The 22,733-nt window shown below is 72.6% G+C and carries 19 protein-coding genes and 2 tRNA genes; 16 read left to right on the plus strand and 5 right to left on the minus strand.

Going from position 1 to position 22,733, the window contains the following annotated elements:
* Nucleotide 1: 1 nt before the first annotated feature.
* The 5 genes from OHA84_RS19050 to OHA84_RS19070 all read left to right on the plus strand — a co-directional run bounded on the left by OHA84_RS19050 (nt 2) and on the right by OHA84_RS19070 (nt 5,190).
* Nucleotides 2–1,066, plus strand: coding sequence for an acyl-CoA dehydrogenase family protein (locus OHA84_RS19050; protein ID WP_266970603.1), 1,065 nt, complete (start codon nt 2–4; stop codon nt 1,064–1,066).
* A complete protein-coding gene (locus OHA84_RS19055) occupies nt 1,063–1,452 on the plus strand; it encodes a MaoC family dehydratase (RefSeq protein WP_053684099.1) in 390 nt (129 codons plus the stop codon). The genes OHA84_RS19050 and OHA84_RS19055 overlap by 4 nt, the downstream gene beginning before the upstream one ends.
* Complete coding sequence (locus OHA84_RS19060; RefSeq protein WP_266970601.1) at nt 1,449–2,615, plus strand: lipid-transfer protein; 1,167 nt, start codon at nt 1,449–1,451, stop codon at nt 2,613–2,615. Before OHA84_RS19055 ends, OHA84_RS19060 begins: the two co-directional genes overlap by 4 nt.
* A 190-nt stretch (nt 2,616–2,805) precedes the next feature.
* Entirely contained in the window at nt 2,806–3,339 is a 534-nt protein-coding gene (locus OHA84_RS19065) for a SigE family RNA polymerase sigma factor (RefSeq protein ID WP_053684103.1), read from the plus strand.
* A 201-nt stretch (nt 3,340–3,540) separates the two neighbouring features.
* On the plus strand, nt 3,541–5,190 hold the full coding sequence (locus OHA84_RS19070; protein ID WP_266970598.1) for a long-chain fatty acid--CoA ligase: 1,650 nt from the start codon (nt 3,541–3,543) through the stop codon (nt 5,188–5,190).
* Nucleotides 5,191–5,209: 19 nt separating this feature from the next.
* Here the strand turns inward: OHA84_RS19070 and OHA84_RS19075 are convergent, their stop codons facing one another.
* From OHA84_RS19075 to OHA84_RS19085, 3 genes are all read right to left on the minus strand, one after another.
* The gene (locus OHA84_RS19075) at nt 5,210–5,785 is read right to left on the minus strand and encodes an antibiotic biosynthesis monooxygenase (protein ID WP_266970596.1); all 576 of its coding nucleotides are present in this window, start codon (nt 5,783–5,785) and stop codon (nt 5,210–5,212) included.
* Nucleotides 5,786–5,798: 13 nt separating this feature from the next.
* Nucleotides 5,799–9,182 (minus strand): PAS domain-containing protein, encoded by a 3,384-nt coding sequence (locus tag OHA84_RS19080; RefSeq protein WP_266970594.1) that lies wholly within the window; start codon nt 9,180–9,182, stop codon nt 5,799–5,801.
* Between the two features lie 120 nt (nt 9,183–9,302).
* Nucleotides 9,303–9,737, minus strand: a complete 435-nt coding sequence (locus OHA84_RS19085) for an SSI family serine proteinase inhibitor (protein ID WP_053684110.1) — start codon at nt 9,735–9,737, stop codon at nt 9,303–9,305.
* 334 nt (nt 9,738–10,071) lie between these two features.
* Here OHA84_RS19085 and OHA84_RS19090 point away from each other — a divergent pair.
* From OHA84_RS19090 to OHA84_RS19100, 3 genes are all read left to right on the plus strand, one after another.
* Nucleotides 10,072–10,162 (plus strand) — tRNA-Ser (locus tag OHA84_RS19090).
* 379 nt (nt 10,163–10,541) lie between these two features.
* A tRNA-Arg gene (locus tag OHA84_RS19095) sits at nt 10,542–10,614 on the plus strand.
* A 165-nt stretch (nt 10,615–10,779) separates the two neighbouring features.
* A complete protein-coding gene (locus tag OHA84_RS19100; protein ID WP_053684111.1) occupies nt 10,780–11,148 on the plus strand; it encodes a PH domain-containing protein in 369 nt (122 codons plus the stop codon).
* A 56-nt stretch (nt 11,149–11,204) separates the two neighbouring features.
* Here the strand turns inward: OHA84_RS19100 and OHA84_RS19105 are convergent, their stop codons facing one another.
* Nucleotides 11,205–12,041 (minus strand): SMP-30/gluconolactonase/LRE family protein, encoded by an 837-nt coding sequence (locus tag OHA84_RS19105; protein ID WP_371591597.1) that lies wholly within the window; start codon nt 12,039–12,041, stop codon nt 11,205–11,207.
* Nucleotides 12,042–12,227: 186 nt separating this feature from the next.
* Between OHA84_RS19105 and OHA84_RS19110 the strand changes: the two genes are divergently transcribed.
* From OHA84_RS19110 to OHA84_RS19145, 8 genes are all read left to right on the plus strand, one after another.
* The gene (locus tag OHA84_RS19110; protein ID WP_053684114.1) at nt 12,228–12,662 is read left to right on the plus strand and encodes an Lrp/AsnC family transcriptional regulator; all 435 of its coding nucleotides are present in this window, start codon (nt 12,228–12,230) and stop codon (nt 12,660–12,662) included.
* The gene (locus OHA84_RS19115; RefSeq protein ID WP_266970590.1) at nt 12,659–13,540 is read left to right on the plus strand and encodes a DUF2797 domain-containing protein; all 882 of its coding nucleotides are present in this window, start codon (nt 12,659–12,661) and stop codon (nt 13,538–13,540) included. Before OHA84_RS19110 ends, OHA84_RS19115 begins: the two co-directional genes overlap by 4 nt.
* Nucleotides 13,541–13,697: 157 nt before the next feature.
* Nucleotides 13,698–14,039 carry an antibiotic biosynthesis monooxygenase gene (locus tag OHA84_RS19120; RefSeq protein ID WP_266948727.1) on the plus strand — a complete coding sequence of 114 codons (342 nt, stop codon included), beginning with the start codon at nt 13,698–13,700 and terminating at the stop codon, nt 14,037–14,039.
* 127 nt (nt 14,040–14,166) lie between these two features.
* The gene (locus OHA84_RS19125) at nt 14,167–15,024 is read left to right on the plus strand and encodes an amidohydrolase family protein (protein WP_266950637.1); all 858 of its coding nucleotides are present in this window, start codon (nt 14,167–14,169) and stop codon (nt 15,022–15,024) included.
* A gap of 110 nt (nt 15,025–15,134) precedes the next feature.
* Nucleotides 15,135–15,902, plus strand: a complete 768-nt coding sequence (locus OHA84_RS19130) for a response regulator transcription factor (protein ID WP_053684119.1) — start codon at nt 15,135–15,137, stop codon at nt 15,900–15,902.
* A 95-nt stretch (nt 15,903–15,997) separates the two neighbouring features.
* Complete coding sequence (locus OHA84_RS19135) at nt 15,998–17,458, plus strand: sensor histidine kinase (protein WP_371591418.1); 1,461 nt, start codon at nt 15,998–16,000, stop codon at nt 17,456–17,458.
* Nucleotides 17,459–17,483: 25 nt separating this feature from the next.
* On the plus strand, nt 17,484–18,758 hold the full coding sequence (locus OHA84_RS19140) for a glycosyltransferase (protein ID WP_266948730.1): 1,275 nt from the start codon (nt 17,484–17,486) through the stop codon (nt 18,756–18,758).
* Complete coding sequence (locus OHA84_RS19145; protein ID WP_266970587.1) at nt 18,755–20,989, plus strand: glycosyltransferase family 39 protein; 2,235 nt, start codon at nt 18,755–18,757, stop codon at nt 20,987–20,989. Before OHA84_RS19140 ends, OHA84_RS19145 begins: the two co-directional genes overlap by 4 nt.
* A gap of 104 nt (nt 20,990–21,093) precedes the next feature.
* On the opposite strand, the gene OHA84_RS19150 is transcribed toward OHA84_RS19145, so the two are convergent.
* Nucleotides 21,094–22,728 carry an MDR family MFS transporter gene (locus tag OHA84_RS19150; protein ID WP_266970585.1) on the minus strand — a complete coding sequence of 545 codons (1,635 nt, stop codon included), beginning with the start codon at nt 22,726–22,728 and terminating at the stop codon, nt 21,094–21,096.
* Between the last annotated feature and the right edge of the window lie 5 nt (nt 22,729–22,733).

Raw genomic sequence — 22,733 nt, forward strand, 5'->3', positions numbered from 1 at the left:
CATGGACTTCCACCCCACCGAGGAGCAGTCCGCCGCGGCCGATCTCGCCGCACGGATCTTCCGGGACCTCGCCACCCACGAACGCCTCGCCGCCGCCGGCAGCGGCAGCGACGCCGAGCTCTGGAAGGCCCTGACCGCGGCCGGACTGATCGCCGCCGTCGAGGAGGTCGGTCTGCTGGGTCTGGTGCTGCTGCTGGAGGAGCAGGGTCGTACCACCGCGCAGGTTCCGTACGCCGCCACCTGTGCGTACGGAGTCCTCCCCGTGGCCCGCCACGGCAGCCCCGCGCAACGTGCCCGCCTGCTGCCCGCCCTGGGCACCGGCGAGGCGGTGGCCACCGGCGCCTTCCCGGTGCGCGGCCGGATCACCGCCGACCCGGACGGCCGGCTCACCGGCACCGTGCCGGCCGTGCCCTGGCTGCGCGATGCCACGCACGTCCTGGTGCCGGACACGGACGGGGCGCTGTGGTTCGTGACGACGGACGCGCCCGGCGTGCGGATCTCGGCGGTGGAGACGACCGCGCCCTGGGCGGCCGGCGCGTTGACCCTGGCCGGGGCCGAGGGTGAACGGCTGGGCGGTCCGCGGGCCCACGACGAGGTGCTGTCCGCCGCCCGCACCGCCTTCGCGGGCCTCCAGGCGGGCGTCTGCGCCGGTTCGTTGGCACGCGCGGTGGAGTACACCTCCACCCGCGAACAGTTCGGCCGGCCGCTCTCCACCAACCAGGGGGTCATGCTGCGCGCGGCGGACGCGTACATGGACACCGAGGCGATCCGCGTCACGGCGTACGAGGCGGCATGGCGGATCGACACGGGCCTGCCGGCGCGCGAGCACGCGCTCACGGCGGCCTGGTGGGCCTCGGAGGCGGGCAAGCGGGTCGTTCACGCGGGCCAGCACCTGCACGGCGGCATGGGCGCCGACCTGGACCATCCCGTACACCGGCACTTCCTGTGGGGACGCCAACTGGACGCGTACCTGGGCTGTGGCAGTGAACTGCTCGCCGAGCTGGGCGCGCTCGTTTCGGACCCGGTGCCGGCCGGCGCCGCGATACCCGAGGGGGAAGACGCATGAACGTCGGCGACACGCTGCCGCCGCTGGAGATCCCGGTCACCCGCACGCTGATCGTCGCGGGTGCCATCGCCTCCCGTGACTACCAGGACGTGCACCACGACGCGGAGCTCGCACGCGAGAAGGGCTCCCCGGACATCTTCATGAACATCCTGACGACCAACGGCCTGGTCGGCCGGTACGTCACCGACCACCTCGGGCCGTCCGCGGTGCTGCGCAAGGTGGCCATCCGCCTCGGCGCCCCCAACCATCCCGGCGACACCATGACCCTCACCGCGACCGTCGTCGCCCGCGACGGGAACACCGCGGAGATCCGCGTCGTGGGCGCCAACGGTGTCGGCCTGCACGTCACGGGCACCGTCACCGTCACCCTGGGGGACACGGCATGAGCGTCCGTACCCGCGACGGTCTCGGCGGCCGCGCCGCCATCGTCGGCATCGGTGCGACCGAGTTCTCCAAGGACTCCGGCCGCAGCGAACTGAAGCTGGCCGTGGAGGCCGTGCACACCGCCCTCGACGACGCCGGACTGGGCCCCGCCGACGTCGACGGCATGGTCACCTTCACCATGGACACCAGCCCCGAGATCACCGTCGCGCAGGCGGCCGGCATCGGGGACCTCTCCTTCTTCTCGCGCATTCACTACGGGGGCGGAGCCGCCTGCGCCACCGTCCAGCAGGCCGCCCTCGCCGTCGCCACCGGCGTCGCCGAGGTGGTGGTCTGTTACCGCGCGTTCAACGAGCGCTCCGGCCGCCGCTTCGGCTCCGGCGTCCAACAGCGCGAGCCCTCGGCGGAGGGCGCGGCACTGGGCTGGTCGCTGCCGTGGGGACTGCTGACCCCGGCCTCCTGGGTGGCGATGGCCGCCCAGCGCTATCTGCACACCTACGACCTGACCCCCGAGGCCTTCGGCCATGTCGCGGTCACCGACCGGCGGCACGCCGCCAACAATCCCGCCGCGTACTTCCACGGCAAGCCCATCACCCTCGCCGATCACGCCGCCTCGCGGTGGATCGTCGAACCGCTGCGGCTGCTGGACTGCTGTCAGGAGACGGACGGCGGCCAGGCGATCGTCGTCACCACCATCGAGCGGGCCCGTCACCTGCGCCGGAAACCCGCCGTGATCACCGCCGCCGCCCAGGGCGCCGGTCGCCGTCAGGAGGCCATGACCTCCTTCCACCGCGACGATCTCAGCGGGCTCCCCGAGATGAACGTGGTCGCCCGCCAACTGTGGCGAACCAGCGGGTTGCGAGCTTCGGACATCGACGTCGGCATCCTGTACGACCACTTCACCCCGTTCGTGCTCATGCAACTGGAGGAGTTCGGCTTCTGCGCACCCGGTGAGGCCGCCGATTTCGTCGCCGCCGACGCGCTGCCGCTGAACACCCACGGCGGCCAGCTCGGAGAGGCGTACCTGCACGGCATGAACGGCATCGCGGAGGCCGTCCGCCAGCTCCGGGGGACCTCCGTCAACCAGGTTCCGGGCGCCGCGCACACCCTGGTCACCGCCGGCACCGGGGTCCCGACCTCGGCCCTGATCCTCGGCTCCGACGACTGAGGGGCGGCAGCCGAGGACGGCCGGGCGCGGCGGAGGAGAGGCGCCGGCCGAGGGCCGGGAACGGTCGAGGGCGGCCCGCCTCCTCCACCTTCAGGAGGTGGGGTACGGCCCGGCCCTACAACCTGAGATGGACCCCGCTTCGGCACCTGCGGCCGATCCGGGGAGCCCGCTCCGCTCCTAGCGTGGAGGCATGACCACGCCTGTGTGCACACTCGCCTCGAATCCGACGACGTACCCGTCGTTCTCGGCGTACGTCCGGACCCGCGGCTCGGTCCTGATGCGCACCGCGCGCTCCCTCACCGCCAACCCCTGCGACGCCGAGGACCTGCTGCAAACGGCCCTGGCCAAGACGTACGTGGCCTGGGACCGCATCGAGGACCACCGAGCCCTCGACGGCTATGTACGGCGGGCGCTGGTCAACACCCGCACCTCCCAGTGGCGCAAGCGCAAGGTGGACGAGTTCGTCTGCGACGAGCTTCCGGAGAGCGAGGAGGCGCCGGCCACCGACCCCGCGGAGGCGCAGGCGCTGCGCGACGCCATGTGGCGCGCGGTGACCCGGCTGCCCGACCGGCAACGGGCGATGGTGGTGCTCCGCTACTACGAGGACCTGAGCGAGGCGCAGACCGCCGAGCTGCTCGGGGTCTCGGTGGGCACGGTCAAGAGCGCGGTTTCCCGCGCCCTGGTCAAGCTGCGCGAGGACCCGGAACTCACCGTCGTCCGCTGAGGAAGCGTGTCGCCGTGTTTCACGTGAAACACGTCCTCGTGTTTCACGTGAAACACGAGCACGCGTGTCACCGCACCCTGTTTCACGTGAAACAGCGCCAGGGTTTCCACCCGTGAGGTAGTGACATGCCGACCGGTACGTGCGCAGAATCGGCAGCATCCGTAGCCGCCGCAGCGCCGCAGCGCTCACCGGGAGGACGCTTTGCTGAGCACGATGCAGGACGTACCACTGCTGATCTCGCGAATCCTGACCCACGGGTCGACGATTCACGGAAATTCCCAGGTGACGACCTGGACGGGCGAGGCCGAGCCGCACCGGCGCAGCTTCGCGGAGATCGGCGCCCGCGCTGCTCAGTTCGCCAACGCTCTGCGTGACGAACTCGGAGTCCAGGAGTCGGATGTCATAGGGACTCTGATGTGGAACAACGCCGAGCACGTGGAGGCGTACTTCGCGATCCCGTCCATGGGCGCCGTTCTGCACACGCTCAACCTGCGACTGCCCCCCGAGCAGCTGGTCTTCATCGTCAACCACGCGGCCGACCGGGTCGTACTGGTCAACGGCACCCTGCTCCCCCTCCTGGCCCCGCTGCTGCCGCACCTGCCCACCGTCGAGCATGTCGTCGTCGTGGGGGTCGGGGACCGCTCCGCACTCGAAGGCCTCGACGTGCGCGTGCACGAGTACGAGGACCTGCTGGCGGGCCGCCCGGACACCTACGCGTGGCCCGAGCTGGACGAGCGCCAGGCCGCGGCCATGTGCTACACCTCCGGCACCACCGGCGACCCCAAGGGCGTCATCTACTCGCACCGCTCCGTCTACCTGCACTCGATGCAGGTCAACATGGCCGAGTCGATGGGTCTGACGGACCGGGACACCACGCTCGTCGTCGTTCCCCAGTTCCACGTGAACGCGTGGGGGCTGCCCCACGCCACGTTCATGACCGGCATCAACATGCTGATGCCGGACCGCTTCCTTCAGCCCGCCCCGCTCGCCGAGATGATCGAGCGGGAGAAGCCCACCCACGCCGCGGCCGTCCCCACCATCTGGCAGGGGCTGCTCGCCGAGGTGACCGCCAACCCGCGCGACCTGACCTCGATGAAGCAGGTCACGATCGGCGGCGCGGCCTGCCCGCCCTCCCTCATGGAGGCGTACGAGAAGCTCGGCGTCCGCCTCTGTCACGCCTGGGGCATGACGGAGACCTCGCCGCTCGGCACCATGGCGCACCCGCCGGCCGGTCTGACCGCCGAGGAGGAGTGGCCGTACCGGATCACCCAGGGCCGCTTCCCCGCGGGTGTCGAAGGGCGCCTGGTGGGACCCGGCGGCGACCACCTGCCGTGGGACGGCCGGTCGGCGGGTGAGCTGGAGGTGCGCGGCACATGGATCGCGGGCGCCTACTACGGCGGCGCCGACGGCGAGCCGCTCCGTCCCGAGGACAAGTTCAGCGCGGACGGCTGGCTCAAGACCGGTGACGTCGGGGTGATCAGCGCCGACGGGTTCCTCACGCTGACCGACCGGGCCAAGGACGTCATCAAGTCCGGCGGCGAGTGGATCTCCAGCGTCGAGCTGGAGAACGCGCTGATGGCGCATCCGGAGGTGGCCGAGGCGGCGGTCGTGGCCGTCCCCGACGAGAAGTGGGGCGAGCGTCCGCTGGCCACGGTCGTCCGCACGGAGGGCGCGAGCGTGGACTACACGGGGCTGCACGCGTTCCTCGCCCAGTCGATCGCCAAATGGCAGCTCCCGGAGCGCTGGGCCTTCGTCGAGGCGGTACCGAAGACGAGCGTCGGCAAGTTCGACAAGAAGGTGATCCGGAAGCAGTACGCGGACGGGGCACTGGAGGTCACCAGGCTCGACTAGGAGAACGCGCCGGCGGATGTCAGCCCCGGGTGAGCCATGGCCGCAGCAGCCTGCTGACGGCGGGCATGGCCACGTAGGTCATGAGGGAGCTGAAGACGACCGCGAACGCGGCCGTGCGCACCACGAAGTGCAGATCCACCAGGTACGGCCCGAGCAGCGCGTTGCCCGCCAGCGAGATCGGGAAGATCGCCAGCCCCGAGCTGATCGCCATCTTCCAGCGCGGCGGCGCGGGCCGGGTCGTACCCGGCTTCGCGAACCAGGTCTCCATGCCGTGGAGTTCCCGCCGGGCTATCTCGGTGTGGTGGTGCCCGAGGCAGTTGGCGAACCACTGCGCCCGCTCGGCGGAGTCCTGCCACCGCTGGAACGCCGCCTCGTTGCGGAAGCGGTGCACCAGGAACCAGGGCCCGCCCTCCGAGGCCGGGCGGAACAGCCCGTATCCGAGGTGGTCCGGAAAGCTCGCGGCGGTCTCCAGGATGCCGTGGGCCCAGGCCTCGAACGTCTCCTCGTGGCCCGGTTCCACCTGACGGGCGATGAGCAGGTTCACCTCCCCGTTGTCGGCGGGGACGGTGTGCTCGGTCGTGTGGGTGATGGCCATGCGGCCAGGATGACTAGTTGGTGCCGATCTTTGCCAGCAGGTCCACGATGCGGCCCTGCACGTCCGCGGTCGTGGATCGTTCGGCGAGGAACAGGACGCTCTCGCCCGAGGCCAGCCGCGGCAGTTCGGCCGGGTCGATCCCGGCGGTCGTGTAGACGACCAGCGGGGTCCGGTTCAACTGTCCGTTGGCACGCAACCAGTCCACGATCCCGGCCCGGCGCCGCCGGACCTGCATCAGGTCCATGACCACCAGGTTCGGGCGCATCCGGGTCGCCAGCTCCACGGCGTCGGTGTCGGCGCCCGCCCGTGCCACCTGCATCCCGCGCCGCTCCAGGGCGGCGCTCAGGGCGATGGCGATCTCCTCGTGCTCCTCGATCAGCAGGACCCGGGACGGGTGCTGCTCGCTGTCGCGGGGCGCGAGTGCCTTGAGCAGGACGGCCGGATCGGCGCCGTACGCGGCCTCGCGCGTGGCGTGTCCCAGCCCGGCCGTGACCAGGACCGGGACCTCGGCGGCCACCGCGGCCTGACGCAGCGATTGCAGGGCGGTCCGGGTGATCGGCCCGGTCAGCGGGTCGACGAACAGCGCCGCGGGGAAGGCGGCGATCTGCGCGTCCACCTCCTCGCGGGAGTTCACGATCACCGGGCGGTAGCCGCGGTCGCTCAGGGCCCGCTGCGTCTGCGCGTCGGGCGCGGGCCACACGAGCAGCCGGCGCGGGTTGTCCAGCGGCTCCGGCGGCAGTTCGTCGTCCACGGGGCGGGGCACGGGCCGGTTGACCACCTCGACGGCGCCACCGGGGCCGTCCAGCGGCTCGGGGCCCTCGGCGGAGCCCGCCTCGGGTGCTCCTATCGCGAAGGCACGTCCCTGAGCGGCGGGTTCGGCGAGTCGACGCCTGCGACCGGAGCCGCTCGCGTCGACGGAGATGCCCTGGCCCAGGGTGCCGAGGGCGCGCACGCTGATCGGCTGCGCGGCCTCCGCCGGGGCGTCCTGCGGCTGCCGGGCGCCGGGGACGGCGGCCGGCGCGGCCTCGTCGTCCTCGACGGCGGTCCGGGCGGCGGGTACCGGCCATGCCGGGGTGGCGGGCAGGGCGCGGCGCCGACCGGTGGGGTGGGCCGGGTCGGCGGCTTCCCGCGCACCGGCCTCGGGCGCGGCGTCGGGGGTCTCGGGCTCCGAGGCCGGTGCGCCGAGCACCCGCCTGCCGCGGCGTCCGCCCGGAGCTTCGGAGTCGGCCTCGGCGGGAGCGGGCGCGGAACCGGCCATCGCGGGCGCCTGCGGGGCGGCCGGGGCGGGCCCCGGAACCGGGCTCGCCGCCGGGGTCGGTCCGGCGGGAAGCGCGAAGCCGCCCTCGGGGGCGATGGGGCGCTGCGGGACGGGCGGCACGAGGCCGGTCGCCGGCACGGGCCCGCCGGGCTGCGCGGGCGGACCCGCGGGCCCCAGCGCGCGCCGTCGTCCGGCGGGGTGCTCGGTCACCGGGACCGGCGGTACGGGCGGCAACGCGGGCATCGCGGTGCCCTGCGGGGGCACCGGCCGACCGGAGCCGCCCTGCCCGCCGTTCACACCGTTCTGGGGACCCCGGGCGGCGCCGGCCGCGGCGCCGTTCCCGCTGCCGTCGCCGTCACGACCCCGGCGGCGTCCGGTGCCCAGGCCCGCCGGGTTCACCGGGGACTGCGCCAGCCCGGATCCCACCGGACCGGAGTCGGCGGGGCTGCCGTCGGCCCGTCGCCGTCCGGACGGCAGCGCCAGCGCACTCCCGCCACCACCCTGGCCGGGCTGGGGGCCACGGCCCTCGGGGGCCTTCGGCTCCTCGGCCTCGTCGTCCAGGAACGCGTCCACCCCGCTGCGCCGTGCGCGCCGGCCGCCGGACTCGCCCTTGCCTTCGCGGCCCGGCTTGCCCTCGGGGGCCTCGTCTTCGGGCTCCTTGGCCGGTTCGGGCAGGGTCACCGTGCCGGCTCCCGCACCCAGCGGGAACTCCAGGACGTACGCACCGCCCGGCGCACCCGGGACCTCGACCGTCTGCAACACACCGCCGTGCGCGGCCACGATGCCCCGCACGATCGGCTCGTGCACCGGGTTGCCCCCTTCGTAGGGCCCGCGCACCTCGATCCGTACGACGTCGCCGCGCTGCGCGGCGGCCACGACGATCGTGGAGTCGGCGTACCCGCTGCCCTGCGCGGTCTTGCCGGTGGCGTCGACCCCGGCCACGTCCGCGATCAGATGCGCGAGGGCGGCCGCGACGCGCTCCCCGTCCACCTCGGCCTCGATGGTCGGCGCGTGCACGGCGAACTGCGCCCGGCCCGGCCCGATCAGCTCGACCGCGCCGTCGACGCCGGCCGCGACGACCGTGTTGATCAGGACCTTCTTCTTGTCGAGCTTGTCGCTGCCCGCGTCCAGTCGTTGGAAGCCGAGCACGTTGTCCACGAGCGTGGTCATCCGCGAGTACCCGGCGGCCAGGTGGTGCAGCAGCTGGTTGGCCTCGGGCCACAGCTGACCGGCGTCGTCGGCCGCCAGCGTCGCCAGTTCCCGGCGCAGTTCGGCCAGCGGACCACGCAGCGAGTCGTCGAGCAGTGCCATCAACTGGGCGTTGCGGGCCGCGAGGGCGTCGTACGGCCGCCGGTCCGTGAACGTCATGACGGCGCCGACGAGCAGTTCCCCGTCCCGTACGGGCGAGGTGGTGAGGTCGACGGAGACGGGCTGCCCCGACTTGTTCCACAGGACCTGCCCGCGGACCCGGTGCTTGCGTCCGCTGCGCAGGGTGTCGGCGAGGGGGGATTCCTCGAACGGGAACGGCGAGCCGTCGGCGCGGGAGTGCTGGATCAGCCCGTGCAGCTCGCGGTTGCCGAGGTCGGTGGCGCGGTACCCGAGGATCTGCGCCGCGGCCGGATTGACCAGTACGACCCGCCCGTCGGTGTCGGTACCCACCACGCCCTCGGCGGCGGCCCGCAGGATCATCTCGGTCTGCCGCTGGGAACGCGCCAGCTCGGCCTCGGTGTCCACCGTCTCGGAGAGATCCCGTACGACGAGCATGAGCAGCTCGTCACCGGTGTAGGACGGGGCGGGCTCGCGGTAGGCGTCACGGCCGTCGAGGTGGGCGCTGGTGACCTCGACGGGGAACTCGGATCCGTCGGTGCGCCGCGCGGTCATCCGCTTCGGCCTGGCCCGCCCGCCCTCGTCGTCGCCGGGTCGGCGCATGGAGCCGGGGATCAACTTGGAGTCGAACTCGGGCAGCAGGTCCAGCACACCGCGCCCGACGAGCCCCGTTCCGGGACTCTCCATGATCTCGAGTGCGATCGAATTCGCGTTGACGACCGTGCCGTTGGCGTTGACGAGCAACAGCGCGTCGGGAAGAGCGTCGAGTATTGCTGCGAGGCGAGCAGCGCCTCGGGATGGCCTGCTGCTCACGACGAGCTTCCTCCCCTGACCACGACTACCGGCATGTCACGGGAGGAGTCTAAGGGCACGGGCCCTCGGCGGGGCGGCGGATGTGCGGTGTATTCCGCCCATCCTTCGCATCCTCCCAGGTCAGGCACGCCCACTCGGAAGCACAGGTTCCATGTTGTTCCACCGGGCGATGTCGCATCCGTTCGTCCGCTGGAACGTCGCGTCCACCCTCCTGCCGTCCCACGTTCCCGTGATCCGGGCGGTGGCGGGCCCGCCGTCGACCATGGTGCAGAACTGCCGCTTCGAGACGGGGGCGAAGGGGTTCTCGCCGTTCTTCGCGAAGGTGTCGAGCCGGGCGCAGGCGTCGTGGGCCCGGGGGTGGTTGCCTCCGGCCGGGTCGCACTCCAGGGAGTAGTCGCCGTCGGCGAGCGGGTTGCCGGTGTTGGACACGGAGACGGTCAGCCGGTCGGGAGCCGGCGCCGACGGCGACAGCAGGTTCAGGGGCAGCGGTGGCAGCGGTCCGGCGGCCGCTGCGGCCAGGACGGAGGTGACGGCGAAGGCGGCGAGACGCAGCATGTGGCACTCCAGGTCGTCCGTACGTCGTACGCCTCACCAACGACGTGCCGGCCCCGACGTTGCGCACGCGGCACGCCGTGTGTGCGTGCGGCGGCGCGCCGCCGCCCTCGGGACGGCTGCCCGGTTCCCGTGGAACGCCCGCCGGTTCACCCGTTGGTACGTCCCTCACCGCGCCCGTCCCACTCCCGCCGTGCGCCCCTCGACACAGGTGCCGCGCGCGGGGTCCTAAGCCTTTGCCCTGGACCTGTCGTTCCTTGTACCGTGGGAGCGGATTGGTGACCGGCCCCGGGCCTGTGTCATCATCTGCACGCACCTTCGTACGCGAGGGTGTGCTGGAGGCGTCGCCTAGTCCGGTCTATGGCGCCGCACTGCTAATGCGGTTTGGGGCTTACCCCCCATCGAGGGTTCAAATCCCTCCGCCTCCGCACCTCACCGAAGCCCCGGTCCTCAGGACCGGGGCTTCGGTGCGTTCGGGCCTCGTGCGGGCGCCGTCTCGTGATCGTCGTTCGCGGATGCCGCGTGGACGCTTTTCGGGCGACTCGTCGACGACTTCCGGCCGCTCCCGGACCCTGGCGCGCCGAAGTGGGGTCGTGCCGGGGTTCTGCCCCCGTGATCGCGCAAGGAGCCCTCGCGGACCCCTCGGCAGCCCGGTCGGGGTCACTTCCCGGCCCTGCCCGGATGATCTTCTTCAGGGGCGTTTTCGCAGGTCAACGGCGGTGGGGCTAATGGATTTCGCGTCCCGCCGAGGTCCATGTATTGTTGTTCTCGCAAGGCCAACGGGGCACAAAACCCCGGGAAGTCCAAGCACTCGTAGCTTAACGGATAGAGCATCTGACTACGGATCAGAAGGTTGCAGGTTCGAATCCTGCCGAGTGCACAGCAGGCCAGAGGCCCTCAGGAGAAATCCTGAGGGCCTCTCGCGTTTCCCCGGTCGTGGCGCCTCCGGGGGATCTCCGGGTGGGGGTCCGTCTGGTGGACGACGCCGCGCGGGGAGGGGCCGGCTAGCCTTTCGAGGGTCGTCGAGTCTTCGAAGGGAAGTTCCATGGGTCTGTTCGGGAACGCGCACACGGTCGATCCGGTGTCGGCGCAGCGGGACTACCAGCGGCTGCTGGGGCACGGGGAGCAGGTGCACGCGGCGTATCTCCTGATCCGCGACACCATCCTGTTCACCGACCGGCGGCTGGTGCTCGTCGACAAGCAGGGCATCACCGGCAAGAAGGTGGAGTACCACTCCATCCCCTACCGCAGCATCACGCACTTCTCGGTGGAGACCGCCGGTCACTTCGATCTCGATGCCGAGCTGAAGATCTGGATATCGGGCAGTCCGACGCCCGCGGTGGAGAAGACCTTCACCAAGGGCGTCGACATCTACGAGGTCCAGGCGATCCTCACGCAGTTCGTCGCCCGATAGGCCGGTGGTCGTGGACCGGGTGCGTCCGTTGTGTGCGCTCCGGTTCGCGGCAGGGGTCAGCGGGCCACGCGGGGGAGGCCGGTCACCGACATCACCAGGGAGTACAGCGAGGTGGTGGCGGTGATGAAGAGGCGGTTGTTCTTCGGACCGCCGAAGGTGATGTTCGAGACCGGCTCCGGTACGCGGAGCCGGCCGATCAGGGTGCCGTCCGGCGCGTGGCAGCGCACGCCGTCCGCCATGGCCGCCGCCCACAGCCGGCCCTGGTCGTCGAAGCGGATGTTGTCCACGGAGGGGCAGACGGCGAACACCCGGTCGTGCGTCAGGGTCCCGTCGTCGGTGACCTTGAAGGCGCGGATGTGGCCCGCGCGGGTGTCGGCGGCGTACAGCTCGCTCTCGTCCGGGGAGAAGACGAGGCCGTTCGGGCCCAGGAAGCCGTCCGCGACCAGCCGGACCTCGCCCGTCGCGGGGTCGGCGCGGTAGAGGTTGCAGGCGCCGATCTCGCTCGGGGCGCGGTGGCCCTCGTAGTCGTTGGTGATGCCGAAGTCCGGGTCGGAGAACCAGACGGAGCCGTCCGAGCGCACCACCGCGTCGTTCGGGCTGTTGAGCCGCTTGCCGTCCCAGTGGTCCGCCAGGACCGTGAGGCTGCCGTCCGGTTCGGTGCGGGTGACGCGTCGGTTGCCCTGCTCGCACGTGATCAGGCGGCCCTCGCGGTCGAGGGTGTTGCCGTTCGAGTGGCCGGCCGGGGAGCGGAAGACGGAGACGGTGCCGGTCACCTCGTCCCAGCGCAGCATGCGGTCGTTGGGGATGTCGCTCCACACGAGTTGCCGCCAGGCGGGGAGGTAGAGCGGTCCTTCCGCCCAACGGCAGTCGTCGTACAGGCGCTCCAGGCGCATGTCGCCGTTGGCGCAGCGGCCCGTACGGAAACGATCGTCCAGAATCTCGTACAGGCCGAGGTCTGCGATACCTGACACGGTTCCCCCTATTGCTCGATCAACCGAATGAAGTTCGGTGTGATGGTGAGATTGCAGGATCAGGTACCGTCTTCGCAAGGCCCGACGGGCACATGAGAGGAAGATCGCGTGGACGACATCGACCGGGCGCTCGTCCTGCGCCTCCAGCAGGACGCGGGCCAGTCCTACGCGGCCCTCGGCGCGGCAGTCGGCCTCTCGGCCGGCGCCACGCACGAGCGCGTACGGAAACTGCGCGAGCGCGGAGTGATCCGGCGGACCACGGTCGACGTGGACCCGGCCGCCGTGGGCAGCGGGGTGCTGGCCTACGTGATGGTCGACTCCAACGCCTGGATGGGGGACTCGGCGGAGGCCTTCGCGGCCATCCCGGAGATCCAGGAGGCGCACGTCATCGCCGGCAGCGCGTCGGTGCTGGTCAAGGTCCGCTCCGCCACCACGGTGCAGCTGCAGGACGTACTGCGCCGCCTCTACGCCATCGACGGCGTCAGCGGAACGCAGGCCACCGTCGTCCTGGACACCTTCTTCGAACGGCCGCTCCCGCTGTGACCTGGTGGTGCACCGGCATCCGCTGGCAGGACGGCGGTCCGTCCATCGGCTGGTACGAGTCGCAGCGCGGGGAGCGCGGCAGCGTGCTCGGGTACGGGCACCGGCTGGCCTTCGCCGCCCGGGGCGAGCGGCACTGCCTGGGCGTGTGGCGGGCCGGCAGGCGGACCCCGTGCCCCACCGGCCGGCCGGTGCCGGGCCGGGCGGGGAACTCCCAGTGCCCCGAGTGCGCCCGGCTGGACCGGTCCTTCTCGGTGGCCGCCGACACCAACGTCGCCGATCCGCGCACGTACCGGGTGTACCTGGCGTGGTTCGGGCCCGGCCTGCTCAAGGTCGGCATCACCGCCGAGGAACGCGGTCCGGCCCGGCTGCTGGAGCAGGGGGCGGTGACCTGGGCCTGGCTCGGGCGCGGGCCGCTGATGGCGACCCGGCGCACCGAGGAACTGCTGCGGGCCGCCCTCGGGGTGCCCGATCGGATCGCGTACGCCCGCAAGCGCGCCGTACGGGCCCACCTGCCGCCGCGCGCGGAGCGGGCCGGGGAGGTGGCCGAGCTGCACGCCCGCGCCGCGGCCCTGCCGGGATGGCCGGAGTCGCTGGACCGGCTGGGGTGCGAAGTCGTCGATCACGCCGTCCCGTTCGGCCTCGACACGCTGCCCGAATCCGCACGGGTGGTCACCGAGATGGTGCCCGACGGGACGGTGACGGGGACCCTCGTGGGCGCGGCCGGACCGGATCTGCACTTCGCGGACGGGCTGGTGGTGGACACCCGGCTCCTCGCCGGCTGGGAGCTGGTCGCACCGCTGGAGGACGGCGGCGCGGAGGTGCCGACGACCGTGATCGCGCCGCCCTCCCCGGAGATCGGGCAGGAAGGGTTGTTCTGACCGGCGAGGGCGAGGCGCCCAGGCCGCGAGGCGCCCAGGCCGAGGCGCATGTCGTGAAGGCCGCGCGGGCCGTCCATGGTCAAGTCTTGGATCCCTTTGGCCTCGTGGGCGGCTTTCCTGTGGACATCCCGGGGGCCCGCCGCAGAGGGTGGTGGGCATGAGCATCCAGCCCGTACCGGCGTTCGAACCGCCGTACCTGATGGCCGTCTTCACCGATGTCCGCACCGCCGACGACACCGACTACCCGGAGACGGGCGCCCGGATGAGCGAGCTCGTCGGAGCCAACCCCGGCCTCCTCGGCCACGAGTCCGCGCGCACCCCGGGCGGCCTCGGCATCACCGTCGCCTACTTCCGCGACCAGGAGTCGCTGACCGCCTGGCGCGAGGACCGGGAACACCGGGCGGCCATGAGCCGGGGCCGCGAGGACTGGTACGAGAGCTACACCCTGCACGTCGCGACCGTCGAACGGAGCCACGGATTTGTCCGCGCCGAGCACTGATCCGAGCCCCGAGCCGACCATCGATCCGAGCCCCGAGCCGACCATCGATCCGAGCCCCGAGCCGAGCGTCGGGCCGACCACCGACCCGACCTCCGGGGAAACGGCGGAGGCTTCGACGGCGGAGGCGGTGCGCGTCTTCCGGGAGCGGCTCGGGCTGCCCGGACTGGTCGACGTGCACACCCACTTCATGCCCGGGCGGGTCCTGGACAAGGTGTGGGACTACTTCGACGCGGTCGGACCGTTGACCGGCGTCGAGTGGCCGATCACCTACCGGCACGAGGAGGAGCAGCGGGTCGCGCTGCTCCGGCGATTCGGGGTACGGGCCTTCACCGCCATGCTCTACCCGCACAAGCCGGCGATGGCGGCCTGGCTGAACGCCTGGTCCGCCGATTTCGCCGCGCGGACCCCCGACTGCCTGCACACCGCGACCTTCTTCCCGGAGGACGGGGCGGCGGCGTACACCGCCCGGGCCGTCGAGGCCGGGGCGCGGGTCTTCAAGGCGCACCTCCAGGTCGGCGGGTACGACCCGAACGACGACCGGCTCGAAGCGGTCTGGGGGCTGCTGGCCGAGGCCGGGATCCCCGTCGTGATCCACTGCGGCTCGGGGCCCGTCCCCGGCAAGCACACCGGGCCCGAGCCCGTCGCCCGGCTGCTGGCCCGCCACCCCCGGCTGCCCCTGGTGATCGCGCACATGGGGATGCCCGAGTACGCCGACTTCCTCGACCTGGCCGAGCGGTACGGCGAGGTCCGGCTGGACACCACCATGGCCTTCACCGACTTCTCCGAGCAGTTCAGCGGCTTCCCGGCCGGGGACCTGGGCAGGCTGGTCGACCTCGGCGACCGGATCCTGCTGGGCACCGACTTCCCGAACATCCCCTACCCCTACGAGCACCAGCTCGCGGCCCTGGAGCGCCTCGGCCTAGGGGACGACTGGCTGCGCGCGGTCTGCCACGACAACGGCGCCCGGCTGTTCCGGCTGCCCTGAGCCCCCGCCGGAACCCGCCCCGCGGCCCCGCCCCGCGCGGGCCGGCGATTCTCAGGAAATTCACAGGTAGGCGCAAGAACGCTCTCAGAGGCAACGGTGAGCGTGTACCCATGACTGCGACGACCACCTCACACGCGTCCACGTCCACCGGCAATCACACGGCCCTCGTCCGGCCCGACGGCGGCCCCTGCCGGGTGCTCGTGGTCGACGACGAGGCCGCGCTCTCCGAGCTGCTGTCCATGGCCCTGCGCTACGAGGGCTGCGAGGTCCGCAGCGCCGGGGACGGCGCCGGCGCGGTCCGCGCGGCCCGGGAGTTCCGCCCCGACGTGGTGCTGCTCGACATCATGCTCCCGGACATGGACGGCCTGGCCGTGCTCGGCCGGCTGCGCAGGGAGCTTCCCCAGGTCCCGGTGCTGTTCCTCACCGCCAAGGACTCCGTCGAGGACCGGATCGCGGGTCTGACGGCGGGCGGCGACGACTACGTCACCAAGCCGTTCAGCCTGGAGGAGGTCGTGGCCCGGCTGCGCGGCCTGGTCCGCCGCTCCGGCGCGGCGCAGGCCGCGCGCGGGGGATCCGTCCTGGTCGTGGGCGACCTGCGGCTCGACGAGGACAGCCACGAGGTCACCCGGGACGGCCGGGAGGTCCATCTGACCGCCACCGAGTTCGAGCTGCTGCGCTACCTGATGCGCAACCCGCGCCGCGTGCTCAGCAAGGCGCAGATCCTGGACCGGGTGTGGTCCTACGACTTCGGCGGCCAGGCCAACGTCGTCGAGCTGTACATCTCCTACCTGCGACGGAAGCTGGAGAGCGGCCCCGGATGGCCCCCGATGATCCACACCCGCCGCGGCGCCGGCTACCTGATCAAGCCGGCCGAGTAGTGCCCGTACGCCGAGTAGTGCCCGTACGTCGACCCCGACGAGGCGGCCGACCCCGCCGGCCGTGGTCGCTGCGGACCCGGCTCGTCCTGTCGGCGGTGGCACTCATCGCCGTCGTCGGCGCGGCCATCGGCACCGTCACCACGCTCGCACTGCGCGAGAACCTGGTCGACAAGCTCGACGACCAGCTGCGGGTCTCCCTCGACATGGCGCTCCGCGGACCCGGCGCGGGCAAGGCCGCCCGCGAGAACAGCCTGGGATTCGTCCTGGCCCCCGGCAGCCCCCTCGGCGCCGCCGGGATCCGGCTCGACTCCGACGGGAAGGTCATCGGCTCCGCCCGCAGCGCGGCCGTGGGCGGCCCCGACCTCGACCACCGCCAGCCGCTGACCGACGGCCAGACGGCCGCGCTGGAGCGGGCCGCCCACGCGTCCGCCCCGGGCGGGGGCGACCCGACCGACGTGGAGCTGCCGCAGCTCGGCGGCTACCGGGTGCTGACCTCCCCCGACGGCAGCCTCGTACTCGGCTTCCCGCTCAGCGACGTGGATTCCACGGTCCACACCCTCGTCGCGGTGGAGGTCTTCGTCACCCTGGCCGGGCTGATCGCCGCCTCCCTCGCGGGCCAGGCGCTCGTCGGTGTCGCCCTGCGCCCCCTGCACCGGGTCGCCGCCACCGCCACCCGGGTCTCCGAACTCCCCCTGCACAGCGGCGAACCCGCCCTGCACGAACGCGTTCCCGACGCGGAGGCCGACCCCCGCACCGAGGTGGGGCAGGTAGGCGCGGCCCTCAACCGGATGCTGGGCCATGTCTCCTCGGCCCTCACCGCCCGGCAGCAGAGCGAGATGCGGGTCCGCCAGTTCGTCGCCGACGCCAGCCACGAGTTGCGTACCCCGCTGGCCTCCATCCGCGGCTACGCCGAACTCACCCGGCGCGGCCACGAGCAGCCCGGCCCCGACACCCGGCACGCGCTGGGCCGAATCGAGTCCGAGGCCACCCGGATGACCGGACTCGTCGAAGACCTGCTGCTCCTGGCCCGGTTGGACGCCGGTCGCCCCCTGCCCACCGGAGACGCCGACACCGATCTGGCCCCGCTCGTCGTGGACGCCGTCAGCGACGCCCGGGCCGCCGGCCCCGCGCACCACTGGCGGTTGAACCTCCCCGACGAGCCCGCGCCGATCCGTGCCGACCCGGCCCGGATCCAGCAGGTCCTGGTCAACCTCCTCGCCAACGCCCGCACCCACACCCCGCCCGGCACCACCGTCACCGCGCATGTTTCACGTGAAACATCCGCCGTCCGGCTGCTGATCGAGGACGACGGGCCCGGCATCCCCTCCGAACTCCTCCCCCACGTCTTCGAGCGGTTCGCCCGCGGCGATGCCTCCCGCTCCAGGTCGGCGGGCTCCACCGGTCTCGGACTCGCCATCGTCCAGGCCGTGGTCTCGGCCCACGGGGGACAGGTCGACGTACGCAGCCGACCGGGTCGGACCAGCTTCGAGGTGCGCCTGCCGCTCGCGACCGCCACGGACTCACAGACGGGGCACAGGCTCACCACACACCGGTGACAGCCCGACCGGCGACTGTCGGTACATGCCAACCGACACCTCTCCCGGACCCGGAGCCCTCCCGGCCCGTGCGCCCCTGGCGCCCGTGCCCGGTGTGCCCGTACTCGACGTGGTGATCCCGGTGTTCAACGAGGAGAAGGACCTCGGACCGTGTGTGCGCCGGCTCCACGAGCACCTCACCCGCACCTTCCCGTACCCCTTCCGGATCACCATCGCCGACAACGCGAGCACCGACCGCACCCCCGAGGTCGCGGCCGGCCTCGCCGCCGCCGTCGACGGCGTACGCAGCACCCGGCTGGAGGAGAAGGGCCGAGGCCGCGCCCTGCGCACCGTGTGGTCCCACTCCGAGGCACCCGTGCTCGCGTACATGGACGTGGACCTGTCCACCGACCTCAACGCGCTGCTGCCGCTGGTCGCCCCGCTGATCTCGGGCCACTCCGACCTCGCCATCGGGACCCGCCTCGCCCGCTCCTCGCGCGTGGTGCGCGGCGCGAAGCGCGAGTTCGTCTCCCGCGCCTACAACCTGCTGCTCCGCTCCTCGCTCTCCGCCCGCTTCAGCGACGCCCAGTGCGGGTTCAAGGCCATCCGGCGGGAGGTCGCGCAGCGGCTGCTGCCGCTGGTGGAGGACACCGGCTGGTTCTTCGACACCGAGCTGCTCGTCCTCGCCGAGCGGGCCGGACTGCGGATCCACGAGGTGCCGGTGGACTGGGTCGACGACCCCGACACCACCGTCCACATCGCCCGCACGGCCGCCGAGGACCTCCGGGGCATGTGGCGGGTGGGTCGCGCGCTGGCCATCGGGGCGCTGCCGCTGGACCGGCTCGCCCGCCCCTTCGGAGACGATCCGCGCGACCGGACCGCCCTGCCCGAGGTACCGCGCGGGCTGGCCCGGCAGCTCCTCGGCTTCTGCGCCGTCGGGCTGCTGAGCACGCTGCTCTACCTGCTGCTTTACTCCGCCTTCCGGTCCTCGGTCGGGCCGCAGGCCGCCAACGCCGCCGCGCTGCTGCTGTCGGCCGTGGCCAACACCGCCGCGAACCGCCGGCTCACCTTCGGCGTGCGCGGCCGCGCCCGGGCCGTGCGCCACCAGGCCCAGGGCCTGGTCGTGTTCGGTATCGGCCTGGCGCTGACCAGCGGCTCCCTGGCGGCGCTCGGCGCGGCCACCACCGCGCCGGCCCACGCCACCGAACTCGCCGTCCTGATCACGGCCAACCTCGCCGCCACCGTGCTGCGCTTCCTGCTCTTCCGCGCCTGGGTCTTCCCCGAGCGGCGCGGCACTCCCGCGAAGGACGACCACCGATGACCACGGCAGCAGTCCCCCTCTTCCCGTCCTCCCCACCCGCCGCGGTCGACGCCGCGATCGGCAGGCCCCGCTGGGAACGTCCCGCGTACGTCGCCCTGCTGCTCGCCACCGGCCTGCTGCTGGTGTGGAACCTGGGCGCCTCCGGCTACGCGAACTCCTTCTACTCCGCCGCCGTCCAGGCGGGCTCGGAGAGCTGGAAGGCCTTCTTCTTCGGGTCCTCGGACGCCGGGAACTCCATCACCGTCGACAAGCCCCCGGCCGCCCTGTGGCCGATGGCGCTGTCCGTCCGGCTGTTCGGGCTCGGGGCCTGGCAGATCCTCGTTCCCCAGGCCCTGATGGGTGTCGGCACCACCGCCGTCCTGTACGCCTCCGTGCGCCGCCAGTTCGGGCCCGCGGCGGCCCTGATCGGCGGGGCCGCGTTCGCGTTGACCCCGGTCGCCGCGCTGATGTTCCGCTTCAACAACCCGGACGCGCTGTTGACCCTGCTCCTGACGGTCACGGTGCACTGCGTCCTGCGGGCCCTCGACGGGGCGCACACCAAGTGGCTCGTCTGGGCGGGTGTCGCGGTCGGGTTCGCGTTCCTGACGAAGACCCTCCAGGCCTTCGTGATCCTGCCGCCGCTCGCCCTGCTGTACGCGGTCTGCGCGCCGACCGGGCTGCGCAGGCGGCTCGGACAACTGCTGCTCTCCGGGCTGGCGATGGTGGTGGCCGGCGGCTGGTGGGTGGCCATCGTCGAGCTGTGGCCGGCGGCCTCCCGCCCGTACATCGGCGGCTCGCAGAACAACTCCTTCCTGGAACTGACCCTGGGCTACAACGGCCTCGGCCGGATCAACGGCAACGAGACCGGCAGCGTCGGCGGGGGCGGGCGCCCCGGCGGGGGCGGCGGTGGCGGTGGCGGCGGCTGGGGTGAGACCGGTATCGACCGGCTCTTCTCCGGCAACATCGGCGGGCAGATCTCCTGGCTGCTGCCGGCGGCCCTGGTGCTGCTCGTGGCGGGACTGGTGATCACCTGGCGGGCCCGCCGGGCCACCGACTCGCTGGAGGGCATGGCCCGCGCGGCCTTCCTGGCCTGGGGCGGATCGCTGCTGATCACCGCGGTGGTCTTCAGCTACATGCAGGGCATCTTCCACGAGTACTACACCGTCGCCCTGGCCCCCTTCGTGGCCGCGCTGGTCGGCATGGGCGTGGCCGTCCTGTGGGAGGAACGGGGCAGCCGCGCGGCCTCCCTCACCCTCGCCGGGACCCTCGCGCTCACCGCGTGGTGGGCCTTCGTCCTGCTGGGCCGAGCGGAGGGGTACCTGCCCTGGCTGCGCTGGACGGTACTGGTCGCCGGCCTCGGAGCGGCGGTGCTCCTGCCGTTCGCGGCGCGGCTGGGCCGCCCGGTCCTGCTCGCGGTGGCCGGGGTGGGCCTCGCGGCCGCGCTGGCCGGGCCCCTCGCGTACTGCCTGACGACGGTGAACACCCCGCACACGGGCTCGATCGTCACCGCCGGTCCGGCCGTCGCGGGCGGGCGGGGGCCGGGCGGAGGTCCGGGCATGCGGGCCTTCTACGGCCCGGGCGGCGGCGCGTTCCCCCAGGGCGGCGGCCAGGGCGGGGCTCCCCAGGGCGGGTTCCCGGGCGGTACCCAGGGCGGTCCCGGCCGGACCATGCCCGGCGGCGGCCAGGCCCCCGGCGGCCAGGGAGGTCCCGGTGGTCAGGCTGGCCCCGGGGGACAGGCTCCCGGAGGCGGCGAGCGGCTCGGGAACCGCCCGGGCGGCGGCGGACCCGGCGGCGCCGGCGGACTGCTCAACGGGACCCGGGCGAGCGCCGAGGCGACGGCCGCCCTGCGCGCCGACGCCTCGCGGTACACCTGGGCGGCGGCCGCCATCGGCTCGCAGAACGCGGCGAGCTACCAGCTCGCCTCGGGCATGCCCGTGATGCCGATCGGCGGCTTCAACGGGAGCGACCCCTCCCCGACGCTGGAGCGGTTCAAGGCGTACGTGAAGGCCGGGAAGATCCACTGGTTCATCGGCCAGGGCGGCACCGACCAGGGCAGCACCGGCCAGGGCGGCGCCGAGGACGGCGGCACGGGCCAGGAGCGGGGCACGACCCGGATGGGCGGCGGTCCCGGCGGTGGTGCGAGCAGCGCCATCGAGACCTGGGTGAAGGCCAACTTCAAGGCCGAGACGGTCGGCGGCGCCACCTTCTACGACCTGACCGCCCCCGCCTCCGGAGCCACCGGCACCTCCTGATCCGGACCACCGCGGGGACGACCGCGGACCGACCCCGGAACGCGCGGAGCTCCGGCCGGGCAACAGCCCTGCCGGAGCTCCGCGTACGTGGGGGACCGGGCGGGTCAGGCCTTGAGCGACGTGGTCGCCGGGGCCTGCGGGGCGCTCTCGGCCATGGGCGCGTGGGCGGCCGGCTTCGACTTCAGGGCGACCTCCTTGATGAACAGCACCAGGAGCAGGGAGAGCAGGGCGAACGGTGCGGCGTACAGGAAGACGTCGCCGACGCCGTGCCCGTAGGCGGACTCGATCACCGTACGGAACGGCGCGGGCAGCTTGTCGAGGTCGGGGATCCCCCCGCCGGCGGTGCCCCCGTGGCCCATCGCGGCGGCCTTCGGCCCGAGGGCGGTCAGCTCGTCCTGGACGTAGTGGGTGACCCGGTTGGCCATCACCGCGCCGAGTGCCGAGACGCCCACGGCGCCGCCGAGCGAGCGGAAGAAGGTGACGACGGAGCTGGCGGAGCCCAGGTCCTCGGGGGCCACCTGGTTCTGGGTGGCGAGGACGAGGTTCTGCATCATCATGCCGAGACCGAGTCCGGTCAGCGCCATGTAGATCGCGATGTGCCAGTACGGGGTGTCGTACCGCAGGGTGCCCAGCAGTCCGAGTCCGGCGGTCAGCAGCGCGCCGCCGGCGACGAGCCAGGCCTTCCACTTGCCGGTCCTGGTGATCACCGCACCGGAAAGAGTGGAGGAGACGAAGAGCCCGCCGATCATCGGAATCGTGAGGATTCCGGACATCGTGGGGGACTCGCCGCGGGCCAACTGGAAGAACTGGCTGAAAAAGACCGTGCCCGAGAACATCGCGATGCCGACGAACAGGGAGGCCGCCGAGGCCAGGGTGATGGTCTTGTTGCGGAACAGCCGCAGCGGGATGATCGGGTCGCTCGCGCGGGACTCGACGAGGACGAAGAGCAGGCCGAGCGCGACCGATCCGGCGGTCATCGCCAGGCTGGTCCAGGAGATCCAGTCGTACGAGTCGCCGGCCTGGGTGACCCAGATCAGGAGCAGCGACACGGCGCCGCTGATCAGGAGGGCGCCCAGCCAGTCCACCTTGACGTCACGCCGGACCACCGGGAGCTTCAGCGTCTTCTGGAGCACGATCAGCGCGATGATCGCGAAGGGCACGCCGACGTAGAAGCACCAGCGCCAGCCGAGCCAGTCGGTGTCGGTGATGACGCCGCCGAGGAGCGGCCCGCCGACGGTGGCGACGGCGAACACCGCACCGAGGTAGCCGCTGTAACGGCCGCGCTCGCGCGGGGAGATCATCGCGGCCATCACGATCTGCGCGAGGGCGGACAGGCCGCCGACGCCGATGCCCTGGACCACGCGGCACGCGATGAGCATGCCGGTGTTCTGGGACAGGCCCGCGACCACGGAACCGAGGACGTAGATCACCAGGGACATCTGGACCAGCAGCTTCTTGCTGAAGAGGTCGGACAGCTTGCCCCAGAGCGGGGTCGCGGCCGTCATCGACAGCAGGGCGGCGGTGACGACCCAGGTGTAGGAGGACTGGGTGCCGCCGAGGTCGCTGATGATCTCGGGAAGGGCGTTGGAGACGATCGTGGACGACAGGATCGCCACGAACATGCCGAGCATCAGCCCGGACAGGGCCTTCATGATCTGCGGGTGCGTCATGGGCGTGCCGTCGGACGTGGTCTCCGGCCGGCCGCTTTCCCGCACACCGTCGGGTGTGGTCGTTGCCATGCGTT

This window comes from Streptomyces sp. NBC_00513 (genome assembly GCF_041431415.1).
Taxonomy (GTDB): Bacteria; Actinomycetota; Actinomycetes; order Streptomycetales; family Streptomycetaceae; genus Streptomyces.

What these genes read in the sequence shown, in the direction of transcription:
- OHA84_RS19150 (WP_266970585.1), bottom strand. Translation starts at nt 22,728, where the DNA reads ATGGCAACGACCACACCCGACGGTGTGCGGGAAAGCGGCCGGCCGGAG.
- OHA84_RS19050 (WP_266970603.1), top strand. Translation starts at nt 2, where the DNA reads ATGGACTTCCACCCCACCGAGGAGCAGTCCGCCGCGGCCGATCTCGCC.
- OHA84_RS19145 (WP_266970587.1), top strand. Translation starts at nt 18,755, where the DNA reads ATGACCACGGCAGCAGTCCCCCTCTTCCCGTCCTCCCCACCCGCCGCG.
- OHA84_RS19140 (WP_266948730.1), top strand. Translation starts at nt 17,484, where the DNA reads ATGCCAACCGACACCTCTCCCGGACCCGGAGCCCTCCCGGCCCGTGCG.
- OHA84_RS19105 (WP_371591597.1), bottom strand. Translation starts at nt 12,041, where the DNA reads ATGCGCCTGGAGCGCCTGTACGACGACTGCCGTTGGGCGGAAGGACCG.
- OHA84_RS19060 (WP_266970601.1), top strand. Translation starts at nt 1,449, where the DNA reads ATGAGCGTCCGTACCCGCGACGGTCTCGGCGGCCGCGCCGCCATCGTC.
- OHA84_RS19100 (WP_053684111.1), top strand. Translation starts at nt 10,780, where the DNA reads ATGGGTCTGTTCGGGAACGCGCACACGGTCGATCCGGTGTCGGCGCAG.
- OHA84_RS19120 (WP_266948727.1), top strand. Translation starts at nt 13,698, where the DNA reads ATGAGCATCCAGCCCGTACCGGCGTTCGAACCGCCGTACCTGATGGCC.
- OHA84_RS19055 (WP_053684099.1), top strand. Translation starts at nt 1,063, where the DNA reads ATGAACGTCGGCGACACGCTGCCGCCGCTGGAGATCCCGGTCACCCGC.
- OHA84_RS19075 (WP_266970596.1), bottom strand. Translation starts at nt 5,785, where the DNA reads ATGGCCATCACCCACACGACCGAGCACACCGTCCCCGCCGACAACGGG.
- OHA84_RS19130 (WP_053684119.1), top strand. Translation starts at nt 15,135, where the DNA reads ATGACTGCGACGACCACCTCACACGCGTCCACGTCCACCGGCAATCAC.
- OHA84_RS19065 (WP_053684103.1), top strand. Translation starts at nt 2,806, where the DNA reads ATGACCACGCCTGTGTGCACACTCGCCTCGAATCCGACGACGTACCCG.
- OHA84_RS19085 (WP_053684110.1), bottom strand. Translation starts at nt 9,737, where the DNA reads ATGCTGCGTCTCGCCGCCTTCGCCGTCACCTCCGTCCTGGCCGCAGCG.